This window comes from Cellulophaga baltica, assembly GCF_900102165.1.
GTDB lineage: Bacteria > Bacteroidota > Bacteroidia > Flavobacteriales > Flavobacteriaceae > Cellulophaga > Cellulophaga baltica.
Genome location: NZ_FNBD01000003.1, coordinates 145,956 through 171,573, shown reverse-complemented (window position 1 = coordinate 171,573; position 25,618 = coordinate 145,956). Strand labels below are relative to the sequence as shown.

Genomic DNA, 25,618 nt, shown 5'->3' with positions numbered 1-25,618 from the left:
TTTTAAGGCGGTTACTTTCTTTTAAATTTTTTATTATTTCTGTATTTATTGAAAAAATAGATAGCACCAACAATTAATAATAACAAGGCAAAAAATGTACTGCCGTTTAAAAACTCAAGTATTTTCATGATAACTAATAATAGGATAAAAGAAGAGAACGATTATTTTTTAGAGATATTATTTTTTAAATTTTTCTAAAGTGTTTTTTGTAAATTCAGACAAGGCTAACTTTCCTGTGATTGCAGCTCTTTCAGGTAATAAATCATCCCAATGGTCTGTGTTTTTCCAGAGCACTTTTTTCCAATCTTCCAAGGCTTGTGGATTGTATTGCGATAGACTATTGGTATAAAAATCTAACTCCTTGTCTAACTCAGAAATAGAATCATACACCTTGGCAAATAAGCCTTTCTCTTTAGCCCAATACGCATTTTTCCATTCTGTGGGATTCAATGATAATTCAGACAAAGCGGCTGTTCCCAGCTTACGTTCTACGGCTGGTTCAATCACAAAAGGAGCTATGCCAATAGTAAGCTCAGATAAACGAATAGAAGCGCTTTCTGTAGCGTAAACAATATCACACGCGGCTGCTAGACCAACACCACCGCCTACGGTTTTACCTTGTACGCGTCCAACAATTACTTTGCTACACGTACGCATGGCATTGATGACTTTTGCAAAGCCATTAAAAAAAACTTTTCCTTCTTCCAGCGTAGAGACGGCTACCAATTCATCAAAAGATGCGCCGGCACAAAAAGTACTATCGCCTTCAGATTTAAGAATAATTACGGTAACCTCTTTATTCGCTGAAAGATTAGAGAACTCGCTTGCTAGCCGATCTAGCAATTCACTTACAAAGGAGTTGCTTGCTGGATGGCCAAACTCTATGGTAGCCACCTTGTTTTCTATTTTCGTATAAAGACTTCCGTTAGGTCTTGTAGTAGCCATATATTGTAATTTATATCAAAAGTAATTAAAAAATAAGAGAGCCTAAGACGCATCACACAGTTCTAAGCGGCATAAATTTTCTTTTAAACTCGATCACCAAGGCACCACCACGGATAAACATCCAGAGGGTAAATGCGATCCAAATACCTTGGAGTTCTAAACCAAAATACTTCCCGATAAATAAAGCGGGAATAAAACCTAGAAAAGTGGCAGCTAATAAAGTATTTCTTAAATATTTCATTTCCCCTAACCCTTTAAATAATCCGTCAAATATAAATGCAATACTATTTATAGGCTGCCCTAGAATTACAATAAAAAAGATACCATAAAAAGCGTTTAGTACCGGAATGTCATTGGAGAAAAAGGTTCCAATCGGGGTGTAAAAAATAAAGCCTAAGGTCATAAGCAATAGGCTGACAAGTACACCATATATCATAATTTTTTTTGCCAATAAAAAGAGGCCGTCATAGTCTTTACTCCCCAATAGTTTTCCTCCCATAATATTACCTGCAGCAGCATAGCCATCAATGAAAAAAGCAGAGAAAAGCCATAGATTTATGGCAATGGTATGCGCGCCAATATACTTATCGCCAAGTGCTGTGGCCTCTCTAACAGCTAATATTAATGCAATATTAAGTGCTAAGGCTCTTACAAATAAGTTTAAACTCATGATGATGAGTCGGCCTAACTCTGGATGTAAAGGAAGTTCAGGTTTTAAGCGAATGGTTGTTTTTGTAAGGAGTAAAATAAAAGCCATAATGGCCATAACTGCTTGTGCAATTAAACTTGCCCATGCTGCGCCCTCTAAATACATAGGCTCTAAAATGCCTGTAATTCCGTAAACAAAAATATAATCAAGAAATACATTGAGAACTGCACCCACAATAGCAATGAGCATGGGGTAAAATGTATTTTGTAATCCTCTGAAAATACCCATTACGGCAAAGGTGAAGAGGGTTAGTGGAAAGCCCCAAACTCTAATAGAATAATAGGAAATACAGTACTCCAAAATTTTCCCTGTAGCGTTTAAGAATCTAAAGATATCGTCTACAATAAAGATGGTTGATAGTAAAATTAAAATACTCAGCCCAATATTTAAATAGATGGCTTGTGCGGGTAACGATTTTATTGCTTCTTTTTTTCCGGCCCCTACATATTGAGAAATTATGGCAGAAATAGCACTTCGGGTTTGTCCTAAAATCCAAATTAACATGGATAAAAAAGAACCTACAATACCTGCCGCAGCCAAAGACTCTATACCTTCTACCTCAATATTGCCAACAATAGCAGTATCCGTAATAGAAAGTAAGGGCTCTGCAATGCCCGCAATAGTTGCCGGAATTGCCAGTTTATTTATATCTTTAAAAGTGATGGTATTCTTCAAGTAAAAAGGAATTTATAGTACAAGCTCGTAACAATGAAAAGGATGTATACTTTGTTTAGGAAAGTAGATATCGCCTAGTTTTTTATAGCCTCTAACTTCGTAAAATTTTTGATTTCTTTTATTTTGGCTAAAGGTATCTAATCTTACACTGCTATAATTTTTTTGCTTGGCGTAATTTTCAGCAAAAGTCATCATTTTTTGAGCATAGCCCTTTCCTTGGTTCTCGGGATGCACAGAAAGTCTGTGAATATAGATGTTGTTTTTATTTTCTGTGAGCCATTTTATGGGCTGGTATTCCTGATCCATATGGGTAGAAATAACAATAGTGCCTATAATTTTAGAATTTTCTTCTAAGACATACAATTCATTTTGGTCTATGTCGTTCTCAAAAGCGTCTTTTGATGGGTAATGTTCATTCCATTGATGAATACCGTTATCAGACATATTTAAAGCACAGGCTCTAGTAATTTTAAGAATATCGGGAATTTCTAATATCTTTGCGCGACGCATTTTTTTAGTATATTTCTTTATTATTTGTAAATTTAAAAGATATAAAATAAAAGCGTAGTGCATTTTTTGAAATCAATTTATTGCGATTGCTTTTTGTTTCAACTAAAAAAAATATAGACTACTAAAACAAACAATTTCTACACATGAAAAATATATTAGTTCCGATTGGTACCTCACCAGATTCTCATGAAACTTTACAATACGCAGTAGATTTTGCGACTCAGTTTTCTTCTGAAATTTATGTAATGGAAGTATTTAGTGTGTCTGCTAACGCTGGTACATTAAGTAACGTTTCTGGCAAAATTACTGAAAATAGTATTGAGCGTTTAAAAGAAATAATTGAGAAAGTCGATGCTAAAGATATTGTCATTAAGATTGCAACCTACAATGGAGGTATTGTTAGTGGCGTAAAAGATATTGATAAGGAATTAGGAATAGATCTAATTATTATTTCTCCTAAAAGTAATGATATAAAAGAAGGGTTGTTCTTAGGGAATACTTCTGGTAAAATTGTAAAGCAAACAAATATTCCTAGTTTAATTGTACCTAAAGGAAGTGTGTTTGCACCTTATAAAACAATTCTTACCGCATTTAAATCAGGGGTGTTAAAACGCAATAGAATTTTAGTGCCATTAATTCAGATTAAAAAGAAATTTAGCTCTGTAGTGAATCTTTTATTGGTAAAAACACCGGGATATACAGATGCAGATTTAAAAATCAATACCGCTTTAATGGATATCAGCTCTCAGCTTACCTTAACCGAAAATGCCACTACTTATTTAGGAGTATTGGAGCATTTTCAAGCGCAGCACCCAGATCTATTGTGTGTTTTTAGAAGAAGAAGAGGCTTCTTCAAAACCTTATGGGAAAAGAATACCATATCAAAAGAAGAGTTTTATTCTCCGGTTCCTGTTTTAGTTTTAAGCGTAAAGAAAGATTAATTTTTCATTTTGATTCACAAATAAAATAGACGTTCTTTGAAGGGTCTATTCGGGGGATTAGCTCAGCTGGCTAGAGCGCTTGCCTGGCAGGCAAGAGGTCACCGGTTCGACTCCGGTATTCTCCACAAACCATCACGAACAGTGATGGTTTTTTATTTTTGTAGCACTTCTCGTGCATCCTGATGCTTCATGGGTTTAATTTGTTATTTTTGTTAGGGGAGGCATTAATAGCATATGAGAAGACATTTAGGAATCACAATTTTACTTTTAGCCTGTTCAATTTCATGCAATCAAATAGAAAAAAAACCTATTGATTCGGTAAATGAGATGAATGTTGTTACCACTCCTTCTAGTTTATATACAGATTTAGAGGGTAATCCTATTTCTTTAAATGATTATAAAGGCAAGAAAATATTGCTGAATTTTTGGGCAACATGGTGTAGGCCTTGTGTTGAGGAAATGCCTTCTTTAGAGCGCGCCATGGCATTATTGAAAGAAGACAACTATGTCTTTCTTTTAGCTACCGATGAGCCCATCGAAACCATAAACAATTTTAAAGCTCACACGAATGTTAAACTTAATTTTATACGTTACACTGGTGCCCTATCGCAATTAAAAATTTATGCGTTACCAGCCACATTCATTTATAATGAGCAAGGAAAGGAAGTCTCAGTAATTAGGGGTGCATCTGAGTGGGATGCTCCCGAAATGATTTTGAAACTAAAGAATAGCAATTAAATGAAGTCTATAAATTTCATAACCGTAAGCATAGTTTTAGTATTATTTGTCTCATGTACGTCTAAAAAGAAAGAGCAAGTACCCTCAGAAAAAAATGCAGTGTTGGTACATTCTTTGGCATTTCCTGGCGGCACAGAAACATCATTACCGCATTTATTTTCAAACACGGAGCAAACCATACTCTCTTGGGTAAAAGGGGTCAATGATTCTGTAGCGCAGTTAAATTACTCCTATTTAAAAGAGGGGAATTGGGAGCAGCCTAAGGAAATTATAACAGGTACGGATTGGTTTGTAAATTGGGCAGATTATCCAAGCATTACAGAGAATAATGGAAACTTACTTGCACATTACCTTAAAAAATCTTCTAAAGAAACTTTTGCATATGACATCAAATTAAATGTTTTACCCAAGGATGCCTTAAAATGGGAAACGCAAAAGGAATTACATACCGATAATACAAAAACAGAACACGGTTTTGTTACGGCTTTGCCTTATCAAGAGGATTCATTTTTTATCACTTGGCTAGACGGGAGAAATACGATGTCTGATGCCACTGAGGCGCATGCGGATCACGGAGGTACTATGTCTATTAGAGCTGCTGAGGTTTCTTCTGAAGGTACCGTCAGTGAAGAGGTGCTTTTAGATCCTAAAACCTGTAGCTGTTGTCAAACGACAGCCGCAATTACGGCTAATGGCCCTATTGTTTTATACCGAGACCGTACGGATGAGGAAATTAGAGATATTGCCATTACAAGACGCGTAGATGGGAAATGGACGACTCCTAAATTTATTCATAAGGATGGATGGGAGATAAAAGGCTGTCCTGTTAACGGACCAAAGGTAGATGCTATTGAAAATAATATTGTAGTAGCTTGGTTTACGGCGGTAAATGGGGAACCAAAAGTGCAGTTGATTTTTTCTGAAAATGGAGGTGAAGATTTTTTAGAACCTATTTTAATAAGCAATAAGGAAACTTTGGGTAGGGTAGATGTTGAAATGCTAAACCCTGATACTGCTATTGTAAGTTGGATGGAAACAATTGCGAAAACTACCTACTTAAAAGCAATGAAAGTAACTAAAGATGGCATAAAATCTACGCCAATTTCTATTAGTGTGTTGGGCGACTCTCGAAATACCGGGTTTCCACAAATGGAAAGAGTAGGCGACAAAATGTATTTTGCATGGACTGTTCATGATGCTAAAATATCAAGTATAAAAACAGCAAGTGTAGCCTTAGATTTATTCTAATAAACGATGCTTAAAGAGTATAAATAAATAGCGGAGCTTTGCTCCGCTATTTTCATTTTTAACTAAAATAGATAGCAATAAGCTATAGTTGGTGCTATTTCTGCAGCTTCAATTTCACTTAGAAACTTAATTTAAATTAGCTAGGTTTATTCCAGTATTGATATGGTCTGTTTCAGGGCTATTACTAGCGGCCCTGTTCTATTGTAATTGCCGACGCCTTGGGCTTCTAGAGCAAATTCGCGCCTACTTTCTTCTACAATTTGTCCTTTAGGTGCGATACCTGTTTTTTGTTGTTTTTTTGTTCTAATTTGTAATCTTAGGAACCATTTACGGGCAGTTAGATAAAGATCCTCATTTAATATATCCAGTGGTAATGATGCTGCTTACCAACATTATCTCTATTGCATTTGCAATCTTTGCTACTAGGCCAGAATTAAAACACGGGGAGAAGCATACCAACAACTTATTGTTTTATGGGAATTTCAATACCATGAATGAAGAAGAGTATGTAACCCAGATGACGGGTTTAATGTACAAAGGAGATGAGTTGTATGAAACTATTGCAAAAGATGCCTATTATCTTGGTAAAACGATAGATAGAAAATTTAGGCTTCTTCGTAAATCTTTTCATGTTTTTTTAGTCGGGATTATTCTTTCGGTGATAGCTTTTCTTATGTGTCATTTATTGTTTGCCTCGATGGTCTAATGACGGGATTTTATAAAATTTTATTTATTTAAAATCTTTTTAATAAAAAAAAATATTCTGCTTTTAGTTACGGTATATCGCTGGCAATGAATGAGTAGTATTTTTGAATACAACCCGAGAAACAACTGTTTTCTTGGGTTTTTTATTTTATGTAAAAAAAAATCAATTTTTTTTCAGGAGTTTTAAGTAGATGGTTGTTTTAGTTATATAAACAATGAAAAAGAATAGATGATGACTATACATGAACAAACCTACGGAGTAAAGACAAATGGAATGGAAGAGATTAATGCAATCTTCACTAATTGTAATAAATTTATTATTGGTATTGGAGTAATTGCCATTATTCAATTTTCAATTCTATATATGGTACTATAATCTTTGTTATTTATAAAAAGCTGTATATAGTTTCCCCAAGCGTTATGTAGCTCATATAGATTACAAAGTATTAGTGTTAAGTTTTTTGCAAATGAAAATCTTTGGTGTTGTAGCCCTCAGATTACAGTATCAAGATTGACATTTATTTTTTAGTAATAACATTGAACAGCGGACATTATGGATTTACATGAACGAATTTCTGCTCTAAAGATTACTCAAAATGAAGAAATGAAAACTATACTAGTTAAGTATAAAAAGTTTCTAATTGGACTAGGTATTTTTATTCTAATCCAATTCTTAATCCTACTTATGATATTATAAAAATTGACAACTAACTATTGGGCTACACCGCAATTGTCCCCCCACAATGTGTAGCCTAATATTTTTTCTTAAAAAATTAGCTTTACGGTGGCATTAGGAGTAAGACCCAGAGAGCTTTGATCTACCTTTTGTATGTTTTCAGAGGCATCTAGTCTATAGTAAGAAGTCATAGAGTTATCTCTATTTAGTATGTTCCATAATGCAACACCAACTTCTAATTTGGTTTTTTCATGCCAGTTAAATTGATACTTGCTCGATACATCTAAACGCAAATAATCACTTTGTTTACTGCTATTTGCTTCGCCGTAGTTAATGGTGCCATTTTCTACTTCATTCCCTATAATAGGTCTGGTAAAAGGTTTTCCTGTTCGCCAGTTGAACCCCGTTGCCAATAACAAACTCTTAATTGTATAATTTGTACCGGCAGTAATTGTATTTGTAATATCAAAATTGCTAGGGAAACTTTCATCCTGCAAGTTTTCAAAAGTATAGTTGCTTTTTAAGTGCGAGTAACTTATCCAACTACTAGAGTTTTTTAATTGTTTTCTAAGCAATACGTCTATCCCGCTAGCATCATAATTTCCGCGCTCTCTAGAAAATTCATAAGCATCTTTAAAACCTTGACTTTGTGTAGTTATGCCCTGTACTTCTTTATAAAATGGCACCACATTTACCAACCATCCTTTCTGATTATGGCTTAAGCCCAAAGACACTTGCTTGCTTTTAATAATAGGAATGGTACTGTCATTAGATAATTGCCAACGTCTTTTTTCAATTCCTAAAAAATCATTTTGAAAATTAATGATCTGAGATGTATTTTGGTGTTTATACTCTCCTAGAATTTCAATATTAAAAGTGCTCCAAAAATCATGGTTAAAACTTATTCTTGGCTCCCAAAGTGTTTTTTTAAATTTGGTAATGTAATTATATCTAAGTCCTAAGTTAAGGTGGGTTCCCTTGTTTTTTGTTGATACATTCAAGGCGCTAAATGCACCATGAGCTCTTAGTACTTCTGCTTCTAACAATACATATCTAGGATCATCTACGTCATCTAAATTAGAAACTTTGGTTTCTACAAAATCATACCCATTGGTAAGTGATAGTTGAGAAGACAATTTTGTTCGGGTTAATAGTTTTGCTCCGGTCTCAGAAACAATGTTTTTCTGAAGAAACCGTTGATTTTCTTGAATGTTTACATTTGTACCTTTTAACTGGTAATCGGTCTCATAGACGCTCACTTCAGTTTTAAAAGTATCCGTCCAATTTCTGTGGTATTGTATGCCGCCAGCGATACTACTTTGCTTTAGGTTGCTCTGTTGTATTTCTTGGGCACCGAATGAATTTTCAGTCTCATTAAACCTCACATTATTGGCCGTGTGTATGAAGTTAAACTGCAATCGGTCTTTATCAGAAGGAGTAACTAATAATCGAAAGGAAGTGTCGTAAAAATCAAATATAATATCAGAATTGGTTCTAACAGATGCTTCATTTTCTATTTCTGTATCTTGAGAAATACGTTGGTAATATTTAGAGTAGGTGGGAGTCTCAACGAGATCACTAATAGATTTTCTTGCGGCAATTTGCAAGGATGCATTTTGCCCTAATGGGGTATCAATGTAGCCATTAACATCTAATAGATTTACAGCAATACTTCCCTTAAATTTCTGATTGATGTATTTATCAGTACCCATAGAAATGGTTCCAGAAACCCCATCAGTATCTGATGCATTGCTGCCATTTTTACGAAGTTCTACTTTCTGGGTAATGTTGGGATTATACATAGAAATTAACCCAAAGAAATGACCAGATTGGTACATTTTAATACCATCCCAAGTAATTAGGTTTTGATCGTTACTGCCTCCGCGTATGTTTATATTGGATACGGTTTCATCTATACTTTGTACGCCAGGTAAGGCTTGTACCGCCTGTAATACGTCATTATCAATAAGGCCAGGAAGTATTGAAAATTTATTAAAATCTATTTGAAAGGTACCATTGTCTAATTTATCTACACCCCTAATTAAATAATCATAAACAACAATTTCTACTAATTGCTCGTGGTTGGTGACTAGGTAGATGTTCTCACAGGTATCACTTTTACTAAAATACCGTACCTGTCTTTGTAGAATTTTATGTCCAAAATGTCTAATAAATATGATGTCATCATCAGAATTAACTTCTATCTCAAAATACCCCGCTTCATTGGTGAGTGTTCCTGAGCTTCCATTTTGGATGGTCACATAGGGCAATAGTTCTCCAGTGTCTTTATCGGTAATATAGCCACAGAGTTTCCTCTTTTTTTTTCTAATGGAGATGATTTTTTTTGAAACAAAGACAAAATCCAAATTAGCGTCGAGTCTTAAAGTAGCAATTGTTTCTTTTAATGATAAAGTAGTGTCAATAGCATGGACAGTTACATTTTCTACCAGAGAAGATGCGTAGTTAAATTGTACGTCATAGCGAGATTCTAGGGTACTTAGGGTGCTATCAAGAGCTTGTTTTGTATTTGTTTCTTGAGCATATGTAGGTATACTATTAAAAAATAGCAGGATTATTCCTAAACAAAGAAAAGATTTCTTACTCACTAATAAGCAAACGTACTTTGTTTTGCTTTAGTATTTCATAGTGTAATCCTAGTGGCTCAGCTATAGCCATAAGTGCATCTTCTAAATTATCATGAACAAAACCTCCTGTAAATAATTGTTCTGTATCTATATCTTGAGATGTTATTTGAATACCATATTGTCTTTCCAGTTCTGCAAGCACTTCATATACAGGAATACGCTCAAACTGGCTCATATTATCTACCCATTGCGGACTAGGTACCGTATGTTTACTTGTTTTAATCGTCTTGTTGATTTCAAGAAATTTATCTCCTACTTTCAATATTTCTGTACCCGTTTCTGTAACTACACGTACGGTACCTTCGTAGCAGGTAACTTCAAAAATAGCACCTCTTTGTTTTACATTAAACTCAGTACCTAATACAGATACGGTTCCTGAAGGAGTAATGACATCAAATTTAGATCCTTTGGCAACATCAAAAAAAGCTTCACCCTGTAATTCAATTGCTCTTTTATCATCCCATTCACTAGCATTATATTTTACTTCAGAAAGTGCATTTAATACTACTATTGAGGAATCTGGTAATTCTATAGTTGTTTTTTGGGCAACACTAGTTTCAATATCCGTAAGGTTGTTATAGAAGAAACTATAGTAAAGACCAAAAAGGATGGCAAAAGCACTTGCTATTTTTAGCATAGGAGCAAACCATTGCAATTTTTTAACGGAAGTTTTGTCTTCTTCCACACGAGCTTTAAAAGTCTCGAAATCGGGCATTTTAGAAAAATTTGAAGCCTTGAAAACAGTAGCATCCTCGATAATTTTTGTATAGAAAGGCGCTTCGTCTAAGGTAGCGAAAACATTGTTTTCTTCTTCCGTTAGTTCGTCTGCCAACCATTTCTGTATTAATTTGTTTTTATCCATGAGATATACTCGTTTATTATAAAACAACTAAGAAGCTAAAACTCCTGACTATTTTATCTTAAAATTTTCTAATTCTTTTTTTAATTGATCAAAAGCCGAGTATATACGGTATTCTACAACCTTTCTTGTTACTCCTAATAGTTGCGCAATTTCTTCATGCTTTTTACCTTCTACCTTATTAAGCATAAAAGCGGTACGTTGGTCTTCGGATAATTTAGCCAACGCATTTTGGTATTTTTTATAGTATTCATCTTGCTCAAGAAGAAATTCAGGAGTTTCGTTCGTGTAGTCTTTAGGAGCATCATTCTGATATTTTAAAACTACTTTTTGATGTTTGTATTCATTCAGCATTAAATTATTGGCAACAGTATATAAAAAAGATTTAGCCTTCTCTAGGGTTACTTTTTTGCAATTTTCCCATAATTTTATAAACGCTTCTTGTGCTTTATCACTAGGATTTAAATTCTCTCCATACTTATAGTATAGGAAATCATGAAGACTTTTGGAGTATTTATTGTAGATATTGGCATATAATGTTTCATTACAAATATCCGCGTGGAGGTCTTTTTTCAATACGATATTTTTTTATTAGAAAATCTCAAAAACTTTTTTCTAAAATTTTCAGGAGTTTTTAACGTTGAGGTGTTATAGTAATACACAAAACACATTAATTTTTCCTAACCATGAAAAACAGTAACGTATTAATAGGATTTTTATTACTTTTTCTAAGCCTACTAAACACCTCGTGTAGAAAAGAAGAGTCCGTCTTTGAGGGGGCTACTCCACAAGATAGGTTGCTGGTTGGCTCAAATGCTTACACGCTACTTACACAAACGGCCTTACATGATGGCTCTTATGATAATATTTTAGACCAAGCAAGTTGTATCGCTATGAAACTTCCCGTAGATGTTGTCGTTAATGGCGTAGCTATAGAAGTATTGAGTATTGAAGATTTTGATCTTATCAATGATGTTTTTAGTCTAGATGATGCTGATGAAGATAGCTTAGAAATAGTATACCCTGCCACCGTAATTTTTGCAGATTATTCAGAAGCTATAGTTTCAAATACAGCCGAGCTTGAAGTTTATAGGAATGCCTGTGGAGATGAAAACAGTAGTGATGAGGATATTGAATGTATTGATATTAAGTACCCCATAGGTATTTCTTTATTTAATACCATTACAGAAGTTCTGAGTGCAAATACGGTAAAGAATGATCATGAGTTGCTAGATTTTTTAGATAGTTTGACGGATAATCATGTGGTGAATATAGATTTTCCGATACAGGTCTTGTTAAAGGATGGCTCAGAATTAGAAGTCAACACTATGGAGCAATTAGAAGCCATTATTGAGAGCTCTAAGGATAGCTGTGATGAGGAAGATAATAATGTAGAAGATACGGAATGTGATGATTGTTCTGAGGAAGAAGTTGCAACTATTTGGTCTACCTGTGATGCCTGGGAAGTAGATAAGCTTTTAATTTTTGGCATCAATAAAACGGACGATTACGAAGATTTTTCATTCAATTTTAAAGCAGATGGCAGTGTTGAGGTGAGTACGGCTACATCAGAAACATATATGGGTACTTGGGCTACTACGGAGTTAACGGTTTTCACCTATTTAGAAATTACTATTCCAGAGTTATCAGATATTAGTGGTATCTGGACCATAATTGATCTATCTATCTTTGCGAATGATGAAGCAAGAAATAAGATAGAATTACTAAGTGGTTTAAGAAGTCTTAGGTTTAAAGATGATTGTAATGATGATGAAGATGATGAAGATGATGAGGATGATGAAGATGATGAAGAGGAGGATTAGTATCCCTACAAAATAGGTAATAGAACAAAGATTCTTTACGAGTTGTCTCCAATAAATTAGAAAGCTCCATAAAATAAATTATGGAGCTTTCGGTGTAAAAAAACTAGTAAAAAAACTAAACTTAGTACCCGTTATTCTGTGTAAATTCTTTGGTGACATCCATAGTTTCCTGTGGAATAGGAAAAATTCTTCTATAGGGTTCTGTTGCTGGTTTAGCCGTGTATGCACTATCAAAAGTACCAAAACGGATCATTTGAGGTCTTCTTTGCAACTCCCAATACAATTCAAATCCTATTTCTTTATACAGTTGTTCTTCATCTAAAGCCGTTAAGACTTCGCCAGGAGCATTGCTAAATAGCGCTTCTCTAGTTCTGCTTGTTCTTAGCATATTTATATCTATTAATGCCGCTCCCGTTTGTCCGTTTCTAAAATAGGCTTCTGCGCGCATAGCATACATTCCCCCTAAACGATATAATGGAATATCTACTTTACTAGTACCGTTACCGTTTTCAGGATCGTATTCAAACTTAAAAATACGGACTCCTCTATTAATTTGGTCTTGTGCAAAAACTGCTTGAGCAGGGTTATCAAAGTTTAGTTCCGGAGTAAAATCCATAGGCGTACCAGTACTTTTTTCCATAACTAAAGGAGATACCGCGATTCTTCCGTCGTCAGTCATAATAAAGCCTCCATTACCATCTAAAATAGGTCCGTATTGAGGTCCGTTTAAGAAACCGCTATTGAAATGAAACCATGCGTTGCTTTCTGAATCAGGAACAAAATCTTCTGCAGGTACACTTACATCTGTTCCATCATTCATAAACCAAGTACCATCACGGTATTGATATTTTCTAGAAAAGCGAGGATCACTTTCATTACCGCTCCAAGTAGCAAAAAACTCTGGAGTAGTACAGGCCGCATTGGTTCCTCTATTTGCCGGAGAAGGTCTTTGATTTCGGGCTACAGAAACATACCCAAAATCATTATCTCCAGAACGCACTGCTTCAATTTCTTGAACAACAGCAAAAATCATTTCAGTACTTGAGCCATTATTAATGGAGAAGTTGGAAAAGTAATTATTTTCCAAAGCAAATTTTCCAGAATTGATTAATAAAGAAGTATACTTAATTACTTGCTCCATATCATTACTGCCAGCAGTTAATGATGCTTCCGTAAAATTAAAAGAAGAGCCGCTATTGTAGCGGTCTTTAAACACCGATCTATTCAAATACATGGTAGCTAGTAAACCGTAAGCAGCCTCTTTAGTAAAACGGCCATTATAAGTAGCTTGTTCTCCTAAAGCAGCTAAATCTGGAATAATCGCTTCTACTTCAAGAATTAAATCATCAATAGCATCTTCTGCTTGTAGAATTTGAATCGTTTGGTCTTCTGCATACGGATCTCTGTAAGGTGCTTGCCCATAAAGATCTAAGGTGGTGTATGTGTAAAATGCTAATAAACCTCGAGCTTCGGCTAAAAATAAATCTTTAGTACTCGCCTCTGAAGTATAAATGCTTTCAATGGCGGTTAAAGAACGTGTTATTCCGTTGGTGAGATAATTCCAGTTGCCTGTAACAATACTGTTGTCTGGCGCCCAAGTAAACTCATGCATAGACCTCCATTTACCACCATCTCCCCAGTCACTACCCCGTGTAGGTAGCATAGCTATGTCTGTTGTGTATTCTTGAAGTGCAAAAACCCCACCGTGATCTACAAAAGTTTTATCGCCTAAACGGTCATAAGCAGAAGCCAATACTCCTTCTGGATCTGCTGTTTGTTCTCCTAATTCCTCATCCAAAACCACTTCTTCTAAATCAGTACAACTGGTAAAGAGTAAGCTAAGCATAAGAAAGGTGATGCTATATATTGTTAATTTTTGTTGCGTGTTCATAGTCTATTATAATTTAAAAATTGCGCCTAAAATAAATGTTCGAGAACCAGGATAGCTAGAATAGTCAATTCCTAGTGATTGATTTCCACCACTAGATTTTGGACTATTGATTAATGGATCGTATCCAGAATAATTAGAAATAGTCAAAAGATTTTGACCTGTAACATATAAGTTAATCCCCTCTAGCCAGTTTACATTATTCAGCTGTAAGTTATACCCTAAACGCGCCGTATTTAGACGGATAAAATCTGATTTTTCTAAATAGAACGTAGATAGTTGAGGTGAGTTTGCTGGGTTTGCACCTGTTTCATAATAGGCCCTAGAAACATTCCTGTCAGATGCCAAATTATTAATGTTTAATGCGTTTAAGCCCGTGTTATTAATTAAATAACCACCTGCTTGACCAATTAAAGAGAACGAGAAATCAAAATTCTTATACTTCATTTGACTGTTAAAGCCGTAGGTAAATTTTGGTAAAGCACCTTCTATAATGATACGATCATCTGCTGTAATATTACCGTCATTGTTCGTATCCTTAAAAACATCAAATCCGTCTTCATCAAAACCTGTATGTTCTAATAGATAAAAAGACCCAGCAGCATAACCACTTTTGTAGATGTTAGCTAAAACGCCAGATTGACCAGGCCCAGAAATAGAACCAGAAAGTATTTCAGATACAGGTAAGTTTTTAATTTCATTCGCCAAAGTAGCACCGTTAATATCTACATCCCAACTAAAATCTGAGTTAGAAACAAGGTTAGAACCTATCATAAATTCTAAGCCAGAGTTTACAATTTCACCATCTATATTTACCCAAATATTATCAGTGGGACTCAATACTTGAGATGGGATATTTAAAATGGCATCCGCAGTCGTTTTTTGGAAATAATCTAAGGAACCATATAATTTTCTATTCCATATGCTAAAGTCTATTCCAAGGTTATACTGTTCTACGACTTCCCATTTAAGATCAGGATTTGGAGTTCTTAATACGGATATCCCATTGATTAAGGCGTCACTACCATACAAGTAATACCCGTCTGCTCCAGAGAGTGCATAACTAGCTTGGGTTATTTTGTTTTGTACTTCTTGGTTTCCAGTCTGGCCCCAGCTTGCTCTTAGTTTAAGACTTTCCACAGGACTATCTCGTAAGAAATCTTCTTCAGAAATATTCCATCCTAGAGCAAATGAAGGAAAGTAACCGTACTTGCTATTTTCGCCAAAACGGGTAGAACCATCGGCACGCATTGAAGCGGTTAGTAAATACTTGCCATCAAAAGAGTAATTAAACCTTCCAAAGTAAGACTGTAGCTCATTCTCTTGCGCAAAACCGTCTATATTGATCTGTGAATTATTTGAAGTAGGACTGTATGCTGGTTTAACGCCGTTGTCTTTCTCAGGTATATTGTCTAGGCTAAAACTAGTTCCGGAGCGTTCAAATTTTTGGTAAGAGAATCCGGCTAACACTTCTAATTTGTGCTTTTCTCCAGCCAATAGGTTATAGGTTAAATAGTGCTCTAATAAAGTGCTCTTAGATTCTAAATTATTTTGAACATACATTCCTAATGGATTCAAATCCGTAAGGTTTGGATAAATTGTGGTGTTACGTTCTGCAATAGAGCGGTCTACTCCATAGTTCAATTTATACTCCAAACCTTTAAAAAGGCGCAAAGAAGCTTCTATGTTTCCTAGAATACGAACTGTTCTGGTTTCGTCTTCATAAATGCTCAGCAAGTATGCTGGGTTATAGTGAGCATTCATATTAAAATTGGTATACTCCCCATTTTCATCATATACAGGTCTTGTAGGGTTTGCCATTAATGTATGTATGATCAATTGCCCGTTAGAACCACCATCATCACTAGTAGGTACTCCGTTATCTACAGTTTCACTTGCGGTAAGGTTTACTTTTATTTTTAAACGCTCATTGTCTAAAAAACTCTCAGCAACATTTATTCTACCAGAGGTTCGGCTAAATTCACTATTATTTACAATACCCTCTTGGTCCATATTTCCTAAGGAGACATAGTAGTTTCCGCTTTCATTGGCTTTAGAGTAAGACAAAACATTACTTTTTGTAATAGCGGTTCTGTAAATCTCATTTTGCCAATCTGTGTTAGCACCATGGTCAAAAGCATCATCTGTAATGGCAGCTCTATAGTCATCCGCATTTAGAAGATCCATTTTATTAGCTACGGTAGACATTCCTAAATAAGTATCTAGGGTTAAAGAGGCTTTTCCAGTTCTTCCTTTTTTGGTAGTGATGATGACTACACCATTAGATCCTCTTGCGCCATAAATTGCAGCAGCAGAAGCATCCTTTAATACATTTATAGATTCAATATCACTTGTGTTTAAAAAATTTAAAGGGTTTTTGGCACTTGAAGAACCAAACCCAACATTGGATCCAGAAGGACTTACATCATCATTGGTTAAGGGCACACCGTCAATGACGAATAATGGACTACTACCACTACGAATAGAGCCTACACCACGAATACTCACATCAATTCCTGCTCCAGGTTCCCCACTTGTATTTACGACACGTACACCAGCGACTTTACCTTGTAATAAGCCATCAGGAGAAGTGTTGATCCCTTGTCTAAAGCTAGATTCTTTTAATTGCGTAACAGCGCCAGTTACATCGGCTTTGGTTTGACTACCATAACCAACCACGACTACCTCATTGAGTTCTGCTGCATCTGGGGTGAGCTGTGTTCGGACAGTGGTAGATGTCACGGTTACCTCTTCGGTCTTATATCCGATATAGGAGATTTTTAAAATACTTCCGATGCTCGTTGCTATTTGAAACTCACCATCAAAATTGGTAACTACGCCATTAGAAGTTCCTTTAACTTGTACACTTGCACCAGGCAATGGCGCATTGTTCTCGTCTAAGACAACACCCGTGATTGTTTGTTGTGAAACTTTTTTGGAGGGTGCAGGAGCTACTTTCTTTAAGAGAATTATGTTGTTGGTAATACGATACGAGAAACCCGCCTTGGCACCCAAATCTTTTAAAGCGGCTTCTAAAGAAGTATTGTTATAGGAAACCGTATACTTTTTGACATCTCTTAAAATGTCTTCTCCATAGCTAAAGTTATAGGAAGATTGTGCGCTTACTTCATCTAATAGTGTAATTAAATCAGCATTGGTATAGTTAACTGTTATTGTTTTTTGATTCTCTAGAGTATCATTTGACCATCCTATCTGGATGAAAAATGAACTTAATACTAAAAAAAGTATTGGTTTTAATTTAAAAGGAATATTTTTAAAATACATTTATTTAAGTGTTAGTGAATAATGCTTGAACATTTGCCGCAATTGTTCGTAGCAATTGCGGTTTTTTTAATTTTAATCCGTAGTAATTATTTCATTTTCATAGCGCAGATTTAAATTGGTTATATAATTTATTTGATTTAATATTTCTTCGACACTTGCCTTTTTACCGATGAATAGCGTAAGTCTTAGGTCTTTTATTTGGCTATCTTTTAGATTGTTTTTTATGCCATATTTTAGATGTATGAAGTGCAATACCTCATGAAGTTTTATCGCATTCAGGGGTAAATCTTGGTTATACCAATTAAGGCGCATAATGCCTGTTAGCGTTTCTTTTTGAAGGGTATTACCAAGGGTATGTACTTCTTCTCCGGGAATTAAATTTTCAAGCTTGTTATTGTAGCGAACCTCAACTTTTCCTGTAACTACCGCTACACTACATTCTTTTTCTTCCATTCGTATGTGGAAAGAAGTACCCAGTACTTTGGTTTTTAAACTTCCTGATTGAATAACAAAAGGATGTTTCGGGTCTTTAGTAATATCAAAAAAAGCATTCCCTTTTAAGAGTGTGACATTTCGTTGCTCACCTTTAAATGTTTCAGGATATTCCAAACTAGAGTTTGGGGCTAAATATACTAGTGAACCATCATTTAGAACAATAGAATCTAGGGCATTTGTAGTTGTAGCAATTAGGATATTTGTCGTATTACTTCGGTACTGAAATACAAGAATAAGAGAGATTATGATTGCTAATGCTGCAGCATATTTTAAAAAAGTAAAATTTACTTTTTTTACAGGGGTAATGGCTATTCTAGATCTAATTTCATCTTTTATCTCGTTTTTGTCTCCCATTGTTTTTTCGTCCCAAGAAATAGTATGGTATACTTTTCTTAAAAGTATGGAGAGTAATTTATCCTCGGCGGCATTCGTTTTATTATCAATGCTTTTGGAGAATAATTTTTTGAGTATAGATGTAGATTCTTGATGCATAAATATGTTTTCTAATAGTAAGTACCAGAAAACGCTTATGCGTACTATTGCTAAATGTTATGATAAGATTAAGCAAACATTAAGTAAAAAAGAACCTGAAATTAACCCCAAAAGCAACCAGCTAAGTTGTGCTAATTCTATTCTAATTTGTCTTAAAGCAGATGATAATTGGTTTTTTACAGTTTGTTTCGAAAGTTGTAATTCTTCTGCAATCTGATCAATGTTCATTTCCTGCAGTTTGTTCATTAAAAGAATTTCCCTTCTTTTTTCAGGAAGCTTCTCTAATAGCGGGGTTAGAAATTCAGCATAATCGGATGAAGCATATTCCGACGTCTCTTCCGTAAGTTTTTCAAGGGTTTCGTCTAATACAGAAGGGTTGTGCTTTTGTTGTCGATAAAATTTTAAAATATGATTTTTTACCGCTCTAAATAAAAAGTTTTCAATAGAAATGATGTTTATTTCTGCTCTGCGTTCCCATAAATTGGTAAAAACATCTTGGATAATGTTTTTTGAAAGGTTGCTATCCCCTGTCATTTTATAAGCGAAAACATATAGTTTTTCCCAATAATTAGAATATATTTTTTCAAATTCTTGGGTGGTTTTCATTTGTGTGGTATAAGATTTTATGGATACCGCAAAAGAAGAAAATCAATTTTCAATTTATTTTATGTGAATGTTATCATATAATTAAATCAATTTTTTATTGGTACACAAAATGACTTTTTTATAGTGTAGTTTACATAAGCTTAAACTAATGATTAAGCTTATATCACTACTAAATTTTTTAGAAAGCTTTTATTTTACAACTTGTCTTGTAACTTCATGAGCCAAGGCTATTCTTAATTTATTCCACTAATTTAGTTATGATTAAAGCTTTACAATTACTTCTTTTTATAGTGTTAAGCACTATTTCTTTACATTCTCAGGATAGAAAACTACACCAGACTCAAGTTATTGGTTCTCATAATAGCTATAAGCAAGCCATACAGCCTAACTTATATTCCTATTTGGAGCGTAGAGATACTACGGGAGGTTTGCAAAGCCTGGCATACACTCATATTCCTATTCCCGAACAACTAGACTTAGGCTTACGAAATTTAGAAATTGATGTACATGCAGACCCAGAAGGAGGAAGGTATGCACACCCTAAAGGGCTTTCTATAGTTTCTGGTGATGAGGTTTATGATGAAAAGCACAGCATGAATTCTCCAGGGTTTAAGGTTTTTCATATTATAGATATTGATTTTAGAACCTCATATTACACCTTAAAAGACTGTCTTATAGCATTGAGAGCCTGGTCTGACCGAAATCCGGAACACAGTACCATATTTATTACCCTAGAGCCAAAAGATAGTGATCAGAGCATTTTTGGTACACAGGCAGTGCCTTTTACAGGTGCACTTTTTGATGCTTTAGATACGGAACTACGTACTTATTTAGGTGCGGATAAGATTATTATGCCAGATAATATCATAGGGGAATATAAAACTTTAGAAGCGGCAGTTCTTGCAGGGAATTGGCCAAGTATGGAACGTGCTAGAGGAAAGTTTCTGTTTATTTTAGATGACAATCATAAAAAGAAAGAACACTATAAGAAGGGACATTCTAATTTGAACGGTAGAGTGGCATTTATAAATGAAAAAGAGGGTAGTCCTGAAGCTGCCGCCATGATTTTGAATGACCCTAAGGATTCTCGTATATCAGAACTAGTTAGAAAGGGGTACCTCATAAGAACTAGGGCAGATGCAGGAACAAAACAGGCAAGAACCAATGACTACTCTAATTTTGAAGCGGCTAAAAAGTCTGGAGCACAAATTATTACTACAGACTATTATTTGCCAAGTACGCTGTTTAGGTCTACCTATCAAGTACAATTTGATGATGCTACTTATGAAAGAGCCAATCCAATCAATGGGGACTACTAGTTATTTATCATAACAGTTTTGCTATTTTCTAATTGAATTTTAAACTAATTATAACAGTCAATTCTTGATTAGAAGATTCAAGTATTTTAACTTCACTAAAAAATCAAGGATATGAATTTAAAAGATAAAGTAGTTTATATAACAGGAGGATCAAAAGGTATTGGTTATGGTACTGCAAAAGTATTATTAGCAGCTGGTATGAAAGTAGCTATTAGTGGTAGAACCTTGGCCTCTGTAGAAGATGCGGCGAAGAGTTTGGGAACTAATTCTAATGTCTTGGCTTTGGAGTCTGACGTTACTAAACTTATAGATGAAGAGAAAGCGGTAGCCACCATTCTTGCTAAATGGGGGCAATTAGATGTGGTCTTAGCAAATGCAGGAGTTGGTAATTTTGCTCCGGTTGATAAGATGACAGAGGAGGAGTGGCACCAAATGATTAATACTAATTTAAATGGTGTTTTTCATACGCTGAAAGCTTCTGTAGAGGCACTGAAAAAATCAGAAGGGTATTATATTACCTTGGCGAGTTTAGCAGGAACCAACTTTTTTGCCAATGGCGCAGGATACAATGCCACTAAATTTGGTGTAGTTGGCTTTACACAAGCTGCCATGTTAGATTTAAGGCAATATGGCATTAAAGTTTCTACCATAATGCCTGGTTCTGTGGCTTCAGAATTTAACAATCATGTGCCTTCAAAAGATGATGCATGGAAAATTCAGCCAGAAGATATCGGAGAGCTTGTTTTAGATGTCTTAAAAATGAACCCTAGAACACTACCAAGTAAAATTGAGGTACGCCCTACCCGTCCTGATTTAAAGTAAATTAAACTTCTTTTTCAAGGAAAGGTATTTCAGGGTTAAAAATTTCCTGAACTAAAGTATTTAGCACGCTTTTAAATTCTAAAAGCGTGCTTTTAGTTATTTCCTCTGTTTTTGACTCAGAGAAGTATAAAGTTCCGCTGTTTAAATTTTTAAAAGATATAATACCTGCTTTTATGGTTTCTATTGGTTTCATGGTATCAATCATGATTGCGTAACATAACAATTGAAAAGCTTTGCTTTTATCGTAATTCTCAATCACGTCATTCCAATCCGTGATTTTTACATTTCTAGCTTCTACTTTTCCAGTTTTGTAGTCGATGATTCTGGTGACGCCATCTACTTCATCTACTCGATCTAATTTACCTTTCAATCTTATTGTATGGGGAATTCCTGGAATCTCTAATGCAACATTTAACATTTGCTCAAGAGAGACTATCTTAATTTTTTGATGTTTAATTTCCTTTAATTCTAGTTTTATAAAGTTTTCAATATACCGTAGAATAACCGTGTACGCGATTAAGTTTTTACCTCTGGTAATATCTCCGTCTGCATAGGTCTTGGCAAAATTATGTTTTACGGTGCCTTCTATTTTAGGTAATAATGCTTCTAAAGCTTCTTTGTTTAAAAATTCGCCCACAAAGGGTTGGTATAAATCTTCCAGAGTGTCATGTACAATGGTTCCAAAAGTATTTGCTGCTAAACTTTCTTCAACCTCATTGAGGTCATTGATTCTTAGAATGCTTTTTTTGTAAAAATCGATAGGATTTCTGACATAATTTGAGAGTGATGTTGGTGAAAAGCCTTTTTCAGATAAGGCTTTCAATTGCGCCATAAGAGCTTTGCTTTTCTCAATGCGTTCAATAGGAACGGTGGGAGACGAAACCGCGGCAGATCCCGTAATTTCTTTTATATTTTGTGATATCGTATCGTCTGTTAAAAGTTGTGTTAGGAGCCTACTTTTTTCATTTCCTTCAAGAACATTTGGTTCTGTATTGTAGATTAGATAAACATTCTTTGCGCGTTGAAGTAACCTATAAAAGTGATAAGTATACACGGCATCTTTTTCCTTATATGTAGGTAGTCCGTATATTTTTTTTAAATCGAATGGGATAAATGAATTATTTGATTTTCCTGAAGGTAAGATTCCCTCATTCACGGAGGTAATAATTACGGTTTCAAAATCTAGGTTCCTACTTTCTAACATTCCCATGATCTGAGTTCCTTGTAAAGGCTCTCCTTGAAAATCTAAGGTTTCTGTACCAATTAATTCTTTATAGAGTGATTGTAAAGATTTTATATCCGTAATAAAGGCATGTTCATTAACCATTAATTCTAACTGATTGAACAGCGTATGGAAACGAAATAAATACTCTAAGCCTAAATTATTGCCCGATTCTTGAAATTTTTGTTTTAAAACATTAATCAGTTGTAAACTTCTTTTAATGAAGCTTTTTGGAGTTAAGGCAGTATCCTCAAATAAAATGCCCGTCAACTCTTTTACGTCAGGAGCCGCTTTTTCTATTTGTTCTGTTTGTACAAAGATCCAGTTTCTAGCTTTTATTTTATTAGCTATAGCGCTGGCATTATTATTTTTTTCTGTTTGATAAAATATTTGAAGGTAAGGATGTGCCAGTAGATTTAGTAATTGTTGATAAAACCATCCATTTGGTTCTTTGGTGAGCCATACTTCAAAATATAAATTGAAGAGTACAGCTATTGGTGTTTTATGAATAGGATACCCCATAGTAATATTGATACGTGCTATTTTTTCTGGAATAGCATTCAATATAGGATTTAACAGATTTTCATCTCCTAAGACAATGGCAGTTTCTTTTAATAAGAGGGGTTGTGTTTCTTGAATTTTTTCTAATAAGTTTCCTACGTATTTTGCTTGAGATACATTTTTAGGAACCCCTATAAGTTGAATATTTTTTTTTGAATTAAAATTGGCGCTTATTCCTTTAAAAGAATGAGTCTTAAAATAATTCCAGTTTTTTTTATGTTGGCGTATAAATAAACTAGCGTCATGCAGGGTGTCTTCTAAAAAATAGCGGTCAATGTCCCAATATATAGCTGCAGTAGCATGTTCCAATATGTATTGCAAAATGTTCTCTTCTGCTTTGTTCAAAGCATTAAAGCCTATGAAGACAAATTTTTTGTCTAAGGTTTGTTCAACATATGCTGTTACGGCTGTGTTTGCAGTTCTATAGGCATAGCCTTGGGAAGCTAAGTTTTTTTCTAAAAGATGTTGATTAAAACTATGATATAATGCTTCTAGATTATTCCAAAATTTCACGTAATCAGCAATCATCTGAGTAGGCTCTTCTTGAAAATAGGTGTTTAATTCTTGTATGGCGGAAAGATGAGAAAAGATAGCTTTTGTATCTATTAGATATCGATCTATCTCGTTAAAATCCTGAAGTACCGTTTGCCCCCATTTAGAGAAGCTCAGGAAACTATCTTTATCTTTCTCTGTGCTTGTTTGTAGGTATGATTTATAGAGCGTAAAGAGTTGCTCTGTGCTCGATGCATATTCTAATCCTGAGATAAGTTCAATGAAGCTTTCTATGCTATATATTTCTGGAGCGAATATCGTTTGCTGTATATTTTTAGAAATGGTATTTTTTAAAAAAGTACCGGCTCTCTTACTGGGTAGTACAAAAATGGTATCGGTTAGATTAGTACCGTTTTCTAGTAATTCCTGAACGACTTCTTCTATGAAACTTTGCATCATATAAAAATAAAAAAAGCTCCGCAATTGCGGAGCTTTTAACTATAAATTTGAATTGAACTTTTAGTTATTATTTAACTAAGTTAATTTCAACTCTTCTGTTTTGAGTTCTACCAGCTCTTGTACTGTTAGAAGCGATAGGCTTCTCTTCACCGTAACCAATTGCAGATAATCTGAATTCTTCGATTCCTTTTTCTACTAAAAATTCTTTTACAGAAAGAGCACGAGACTCAGATAAACTTTGGTTCAATTTAGCAGAACCAACGCTATCAGTATGACCTTCTACAGTAAATTTAGCATTAGGATATTCTTTTAAGATTGTGATAATGTCAACCATAACTGAAGTAGACTCAGCTTTGATAGAAGATTTACCTGTATCAAATAAGATAGTTCTAGCATAGTCATTCAATTGTTTCTGAACTTCTTCAGTAACTTCAGGACAACCTTTGTTAGCTACAGTACCAGCAACATCTGGACACATATCATCTTTGTCTAATACACCGTCACCGTCTTTATCTAAGAAAGGACAACCTTTGTTAGAAGCAGGACCAGCTTCAGCAGGACACTCATCATCTTTATCAGCAACACCGTCACCATCAGCATCTGGACAACCTTTTAAGGCAGCAGTACCAGCTTCGTTAGGACAAGCATCATCTTTATCAGCAACACCATCGCCATCAGCATCTGGACATCCGTTCATTTCTTTAGAACCAGCTTCATTAGGACAAGCATCTTTGCTATCTTCGATACCATCACCGTCAGCATCAGGACAACCGTTGAAAGCTTCTAAACCAGCAACTTCTGGACAAGCATCATCTTTGTCATAAATACCATCACCATCTGTATCAGTACCACCAAATTTGATGCTAAGACCAGCTAAGTGCTGCATGTGAGGAGCTAAGTAATCTTCGAAAGAATGCTTATATTGAGTTTGTAAAGTTAAACCGATGTTCTCAGTAAACCAGATATTAACACCAATACCACCGTTAGCTGTACCAGCTCCGATTTCATCAATCCAAGTATAACCACCACCGATTTCAACGAAAGGATCAACTACTGTATTTTTTAAAATGTTGTATTTAATAGTACCATCAAGAGCGTAGTGAGATAAATCATCAACAGATACATCACCTAACTTGTCGATTCTGTTTAAAGAACCTCTAGCTCCAACAGAAAATCCGTCACCAACGTATCTAGAAACAGATACATAAGAGATAGAAGGAAGTATATTCCAGTGATCAGTAGCGTTGAAATACTCATTTCCAAAAGAACTTACATCACTAGTTGGATAAACATCAATTGCGTTTACACCAAAACCAACTTGCCATGGATTATTCTCGTCTTGCGCTTGAATGCTGTTAAATCCTACAAAAAGTAGGGCAACAACCAATAATTTGCTAAGATGTTTCATTTTATTATATTTAAGTTTAAGGGTTTATTAGCTGCAAATGTAAGTTGTTAAGAATTATTAACAAAATCAATTTCCTATTTTTTTTAACACAATTA

General features: G+C 34.8%; 20 protein-coding genes and 1 tRNA gene. 9 read left to right on the top strand and 12 right to left on the bottom strand.

All coding sequences use genetic code 11. The features are described 5' to 3' along the window. Positions 1–177 precede the first annotated feature (177 nt). The 3 genes from BLQ19_RS06405 to BLQ19_RS06395 are packed head-to-tail and all read right to left on the bottom strand — an operon-like array spanning position 178 to position 2,839. Positions 178–945 (bottom strand): enoyl-CoA hydratase/isomerase family protein, encoded by a 768-nt coding sequence (locus BLQ19_RS06405; RefSeq protein WP_074537784.1) that lies wholly within the window; start codon positions 943–945, stop codon positions 178–180. A gap of 52 nt (positions 946–997) precedes the next feature. Continuing rightward, positions 998–2,329 carry an MATE family efflux transporter gene (locus tag BLQ19_RS06400; protein WP_074537783.1) on the bottom strand — a complete coding sequence of 444 codons (1,332 nt, stop codon included), beginning with the start codon at positions 2,327–2,329 and terminating at the stop codon, positions 998–1,000. A 12-nt stretch (positions 2,330–2,341) separates the two neighbouring features. Continuing rightward, positions 2,342–2,839, bottom strand: coding sequence for a GNAT family N-acetyltransferase (locus tag BLQ19_RS06395; RefSeq protein WP_029450510.1), 498 nt, complete (start codon positions 2,837–2,839; stop codon positions 2,342–2,344). Between the two features lie 143 nt (positions 2,840–2,982). Between BLQ19_RS06395 and BLQ19_RS06390 the strand changes: the two genes are divergently transcribed. The 6 genes from BLQ19_RS06390 to BLQ19_RS21215 all read left to right on the top strand — a co-directional run bounded on the left by BLQ19_RS06390 (position 2,983) and on the right by BLQ19_RS21215 (position 6,847). After that, entirely contained in the window at positions 2,983–3,780 is a 798-nt protein-coding gene (locus tag BLQ19_RS06390; protein ID WP_029447620.1) for a universal stress protein, read from the top strand. Positions 3,781–3,831: 51 nt separating this feature from the next. Next, positions 3,832–3,905: transfer RNA gene (locus tag BLQ19_RS06385), tRNA-Ala, on the top strand. A 109-nt stretch (positions 3,906–4,014) separates the two neighbouring features. Further along, entirely contained in the window at positions 4,015–4,518 is a 504-nt protein-coding gene (locus tag BLQ19_RS06380; RefSeq protein ID WP_074537782.1) for a TlpA family protein disulfide reductase, read from the top strand. Then, positions 4,519–5,766, top strand: a complete 1,248-nt coding sequence (locus BLQ19_RS06375) for a hypothetical protein (protein ID WP_074537781.1) — start codon at positions 4,519–4,521, stop codon at positions 5,764–5,766. Between the two features lie 313 nt (positions 5,767–6,079). After that, positions 6,080–6,472, top strand: a complete 393-nt coding sequence (locus BLQ19_RS06370) for a Pycsar system effector family protein (protein WP_367888688.1) — start codon at positions 6,080–6,082, stop codon at positions 6,470–6,472. A gap of 228 nt (positions 6,473–6,700) precedes the next feature. Then, a complete protein-coding gene (locus tag BLQ19_RS21215; RefSeq protein ID WP_175444402.1) occupies positions 6,701–6,847 on the top strand; it encodes a hypothetical protein in 147 nt (48 codons plus the stop codon). A 389-nt stretch (positions 6,848–7,236) separates the two neighbouring features. On the opposite strand, the gene BLQ19_RS06365 is transcribed toward BLQ19_RS21215, so the two are convergent. From BLQ19_RS06365 to BLQ19_RS06355, 3 genes are read right to left on the bottom strand one after another with little or no spacing between them, the layout of a single operon-like run. Continuing rightward, a complete protein-coding gene (locus tag BLQ19_RS06365) occupies positions 7,237–9,753 on the bottom strand; it encodes a TonB-dependent receptor (RefSeq protein WP_083332205.1) in 2,517 nt (838 codons plus the stop codon). After that, positions 9,746–10,654: a FecR family protein gene (locus BLQ19_RS06360; protein ID WP_074537779.1), complete on the bottom strand. Its 909-nt coding sequence runs from the start codon at positions 10,652–10,654 to the stop codon at positions 9,746–9,748. The genes BLQ19_RS06365 and BLQ19_RS06360 overlap by 8 nt, the downstream gene beginning before the upstream one ends. A gap of 48 nt (positions 10,655–10,702) precedes the next feature. Then, positions 10,703–11,227, bottom strand: a complete 525-nt coding sequence (locus tag BLQ19_RS06355; protein WP_025616421.1) for an RNA polymerase sigma factor — start codon at positions 11,225–11,227, stop codon at positions 10,703–10,705. Between the two features lie 110 nt (positions 11,228–11,337). Here BLQ19_RS06355 and BLQ19_RS21210 point away from each other — a divergent pair, with 110 nt between their 5' ends. Then, positions 11,338–12,474 carry a hypothetical protein gene (locus tag BLQ19_RS21210; protein WP_074537778.1) on the top strand — a complete coding sequence of 379 codons (1,137 nt, stop codon included), beginning with the start codon at positions 11,338–11,340 and terminating at the stop codon, positions 12,472–12,474. Positions 12,475–12,595: 121 nt separating this feature from the next. On the opposite strand, the gene BLQ19_RS06345 is transcribed toward BLQ19_RS21210, so the two are convergent. The 4 genes from BLQ19_RS06345 to BLQ19_RS06330 all read right to left on the bottom strand — a co-directional run bounded on the left by BLQ19_RS06345 (position 12,596) and on the right by BLQ19_RS06330 (position 19,240). Then, positions 12,596–14,365 (bottom strand): RagB/SusD family nutrient uptake outer membrane protein, encoded by a 1,770-nt coding sequence (locus BLQ19_RS06345; RefSeq protein WP_074537777.1) that lies wholly within the window; start codon positions 14,363–14,365, stop codon positions 12,596–12,598. A gap of 6 nt (positions 14,366–14,371) precedes the next feature. After that, entirely contained in the window at positions 14,372–17,647 is a 3,276-nt protein-coding gene (locus BLQ19_RS06340) for a TonB-dependent receptor (RefSeq protein WP_074537776.1), read from the bottom strand. 72 nt (positions 17,648–17,719) lie between these two features. Beyond that, a complete protein-coding gene (locus tag BLQ19_RS06335) occupies positions 17,720–18,634 on the bottom strand; it encodes a FecR family protein (protein ID WP_074537775.1) in 915 nt (304 codons plus the stop codon). A 57-nt stretch (positions 18,635–18,691) separates the two neighbouring features. Beyond that, a complete protein-coding gene (locus tag BLQ19_RS06330) occupies positions 18,692–19,240 on the bottom strand; it encodes an RNA polymerase sigma factor (protein ID WP_074537774.1) in 549 nt (182 codons plus the stop codon). Between the two features lie 257 nt (positions 19,241–19,497). On the opposite strand from BLQ19_RS06330, the gene BLQ19_RS06325 reads away from it, so the two are divergent. Together BLQ19_RS06325 and BLQ19_RS06320 are read left to right on the top strand one after the other, a co-directional pair. After that, the gene (locus BLQ19_RS06325; protein WP_074537773.1) at positions 19,498–20,559 is read left to right on the top strand and encodes a phosphatidylinositol-specific phospholipase C1-like protein; all 1,062 of its coding nucleotides are present in this window, start codon (positions 19,498–19,500) and stop codon (positions 20,557–20,559) included. Positions 20,560–20,670: 111 nt separating this feature from the next. Next, a complete protein-coding gene (locus BLQ19_RS06320) occupies positions 20,671–21,381 on the top strand; it encodes an SDR family oxidoreductase (RefSeq protein WP_025616428.1) in 711 nt (236 codons plus the stop codon). Position 21,382: 1 nt separating this feature from the next. On the opposite strand, the gene BLQ19_RS06315 is transcribed toward BLQ19_RS06320, so the two are convergent. Together BLQ19_RS06315 and BLQ19_RS06310 are read right to left on the bottom strand one after the other, a co-directional pair. Further along, on the bottom strand, positions 21,383–24,115 hold the full coding sequence (locus BLQ19_RS06315) for a PD-(D/E)XK nuclease family protein (RefSeq protein WP_254788259.1): 2,733 nt from the start codon (positions 24,113–24,115) through the stop codon (positions 21,383–21,385). A 67-nt stretch (positions 24,116–24,182) separates the two neighbouring features. After that, positions 24,183–25,523, bottom strand: a complete 1,341-nt coding sequence (locus BLQ19_RS06310) for an OmpA family protein (RefSeq protein ID WP_074537772.1) — start codon at positions 25,521–25,523, stop codon at positions 24,183–24,185. Positions 25,524–25,618: the final 95 nt, after the last annotated feature.

Excerpts from the sequence above, each read along its gene's own strand:
- BLQ19_RS06390 (WP_029447620.1), top strand. The coding sequence starts at position 2,983 with ATGAAAAATATATTAGTTCCGATTGGTACCTCACCAGATTCTCATGAA.
- BLQ19_RS06320 (WP_025616428.1), top strand. The coding sequence starts at position 20,671 with ATGAATTTAAAAGATAAAGTAGTTTATATAACAGGAGGATCAAAAGGT.
- BLQ19_RS06330 (WP_074537774.1), bottom strand. The coding sequence starts at position 19,240 with ATGAAAACCACCCAAGAATTTGAAAAAATATATTCTAATTATTGGGAA.
- BLQ19_RS06340 (WP_074537776.1), bottom strand. The coding sequence starts at position 17,647 with ATGTATTTTAAAAATATTCCTTTTAAATTAAAACCAATACTTTTTTTA.
- BLQ19_RS06405 (WP_074537784.1), bottom strand. The coding sequence starts at position 945 with ATGGCTACTACAAGACCTAACGGAAGTCTTTATACGAAAATAGAAAAC.
- BLQ19_RS06345 (WP_074537777.1), bottom strand. The coding sequence starts at position 14,365 with ATGAACACGCAACAAAAATTAACAATATATAGCATCACCTTTCTTATG.
- BLQ19_RS06380 (WP_074537782.1), top strand. The coding sequence starts at position 4,015 with ATGAGAAGACATTTAGGAATCACAATTTTACTTTTAGCCTGTTCAATT.
- BLQ19_RS06395 (WP_029450510.1), bottom strand. The coding sequence starts at position 2,839 with ATGCGTCGCGCAAAGATATTAGAAATTCCCGATATTCTTAAAATTACT.
- BLQ19_RS06360 (WP_074537779.1), bottom strand. The coding sequence starts at position 10,654 with ATGGATAAAAACAAATTAATACAGAAATGGTTGGCAGACGAACTAACG.
- BLQ19_RS06310 (WP_074537772.1), bottom strand. The coding sequence starts at position 25,523 with ATGAAACATCTTAGCAAATTATTGGTTGTTGCCCTACTTTTTGTAGGA.
- BLQ19_RS06315 (WP_254788259.1), bottom strand. The coding sequence starts at position 24,115 with ATGATGCAAAGTTTCATAGAAGAAGTCGTTCAGGAATTACTAGAAAAC.
- BLQ19_RS21210 (WP_074537778.1), top strand. The coding sequence starts at position 11,338 with ATGAAAAACAGTAACGTATTAATAGGATTTTTATTACTTTTTCTAAGC.
- BLQ19_RS06375 (WP_074537781.1), top strand. The coding sequence starts at position 4,519 with ATGAAGTCTATAAATTTCATAACCGTAAGCATAGTTTTAGTATTATTT.
- BLQ19_RS06325 (WP_074537773.1), top strand. The coding sequence starts at position 19,498 with ATGATTAAAGCTTTACAATTACTTCTTTTTATAGTGTTAAGCACTATT.
- BLQ19_RS06335 (WP_074537775.1), bottom strand. The coding sequence starts at position 18,634 with ATGCATCAAGAATCTACATCTATACTCAAAAAATTATTCTCCAAAAGC.
- BLQ19_RS21215 (WP_175444402.1), top strand. The coding sequence starts at position 6,701 with ATGATGACTATACATGAACAAACCTACGGAGTAAAGACAAATGGAATG.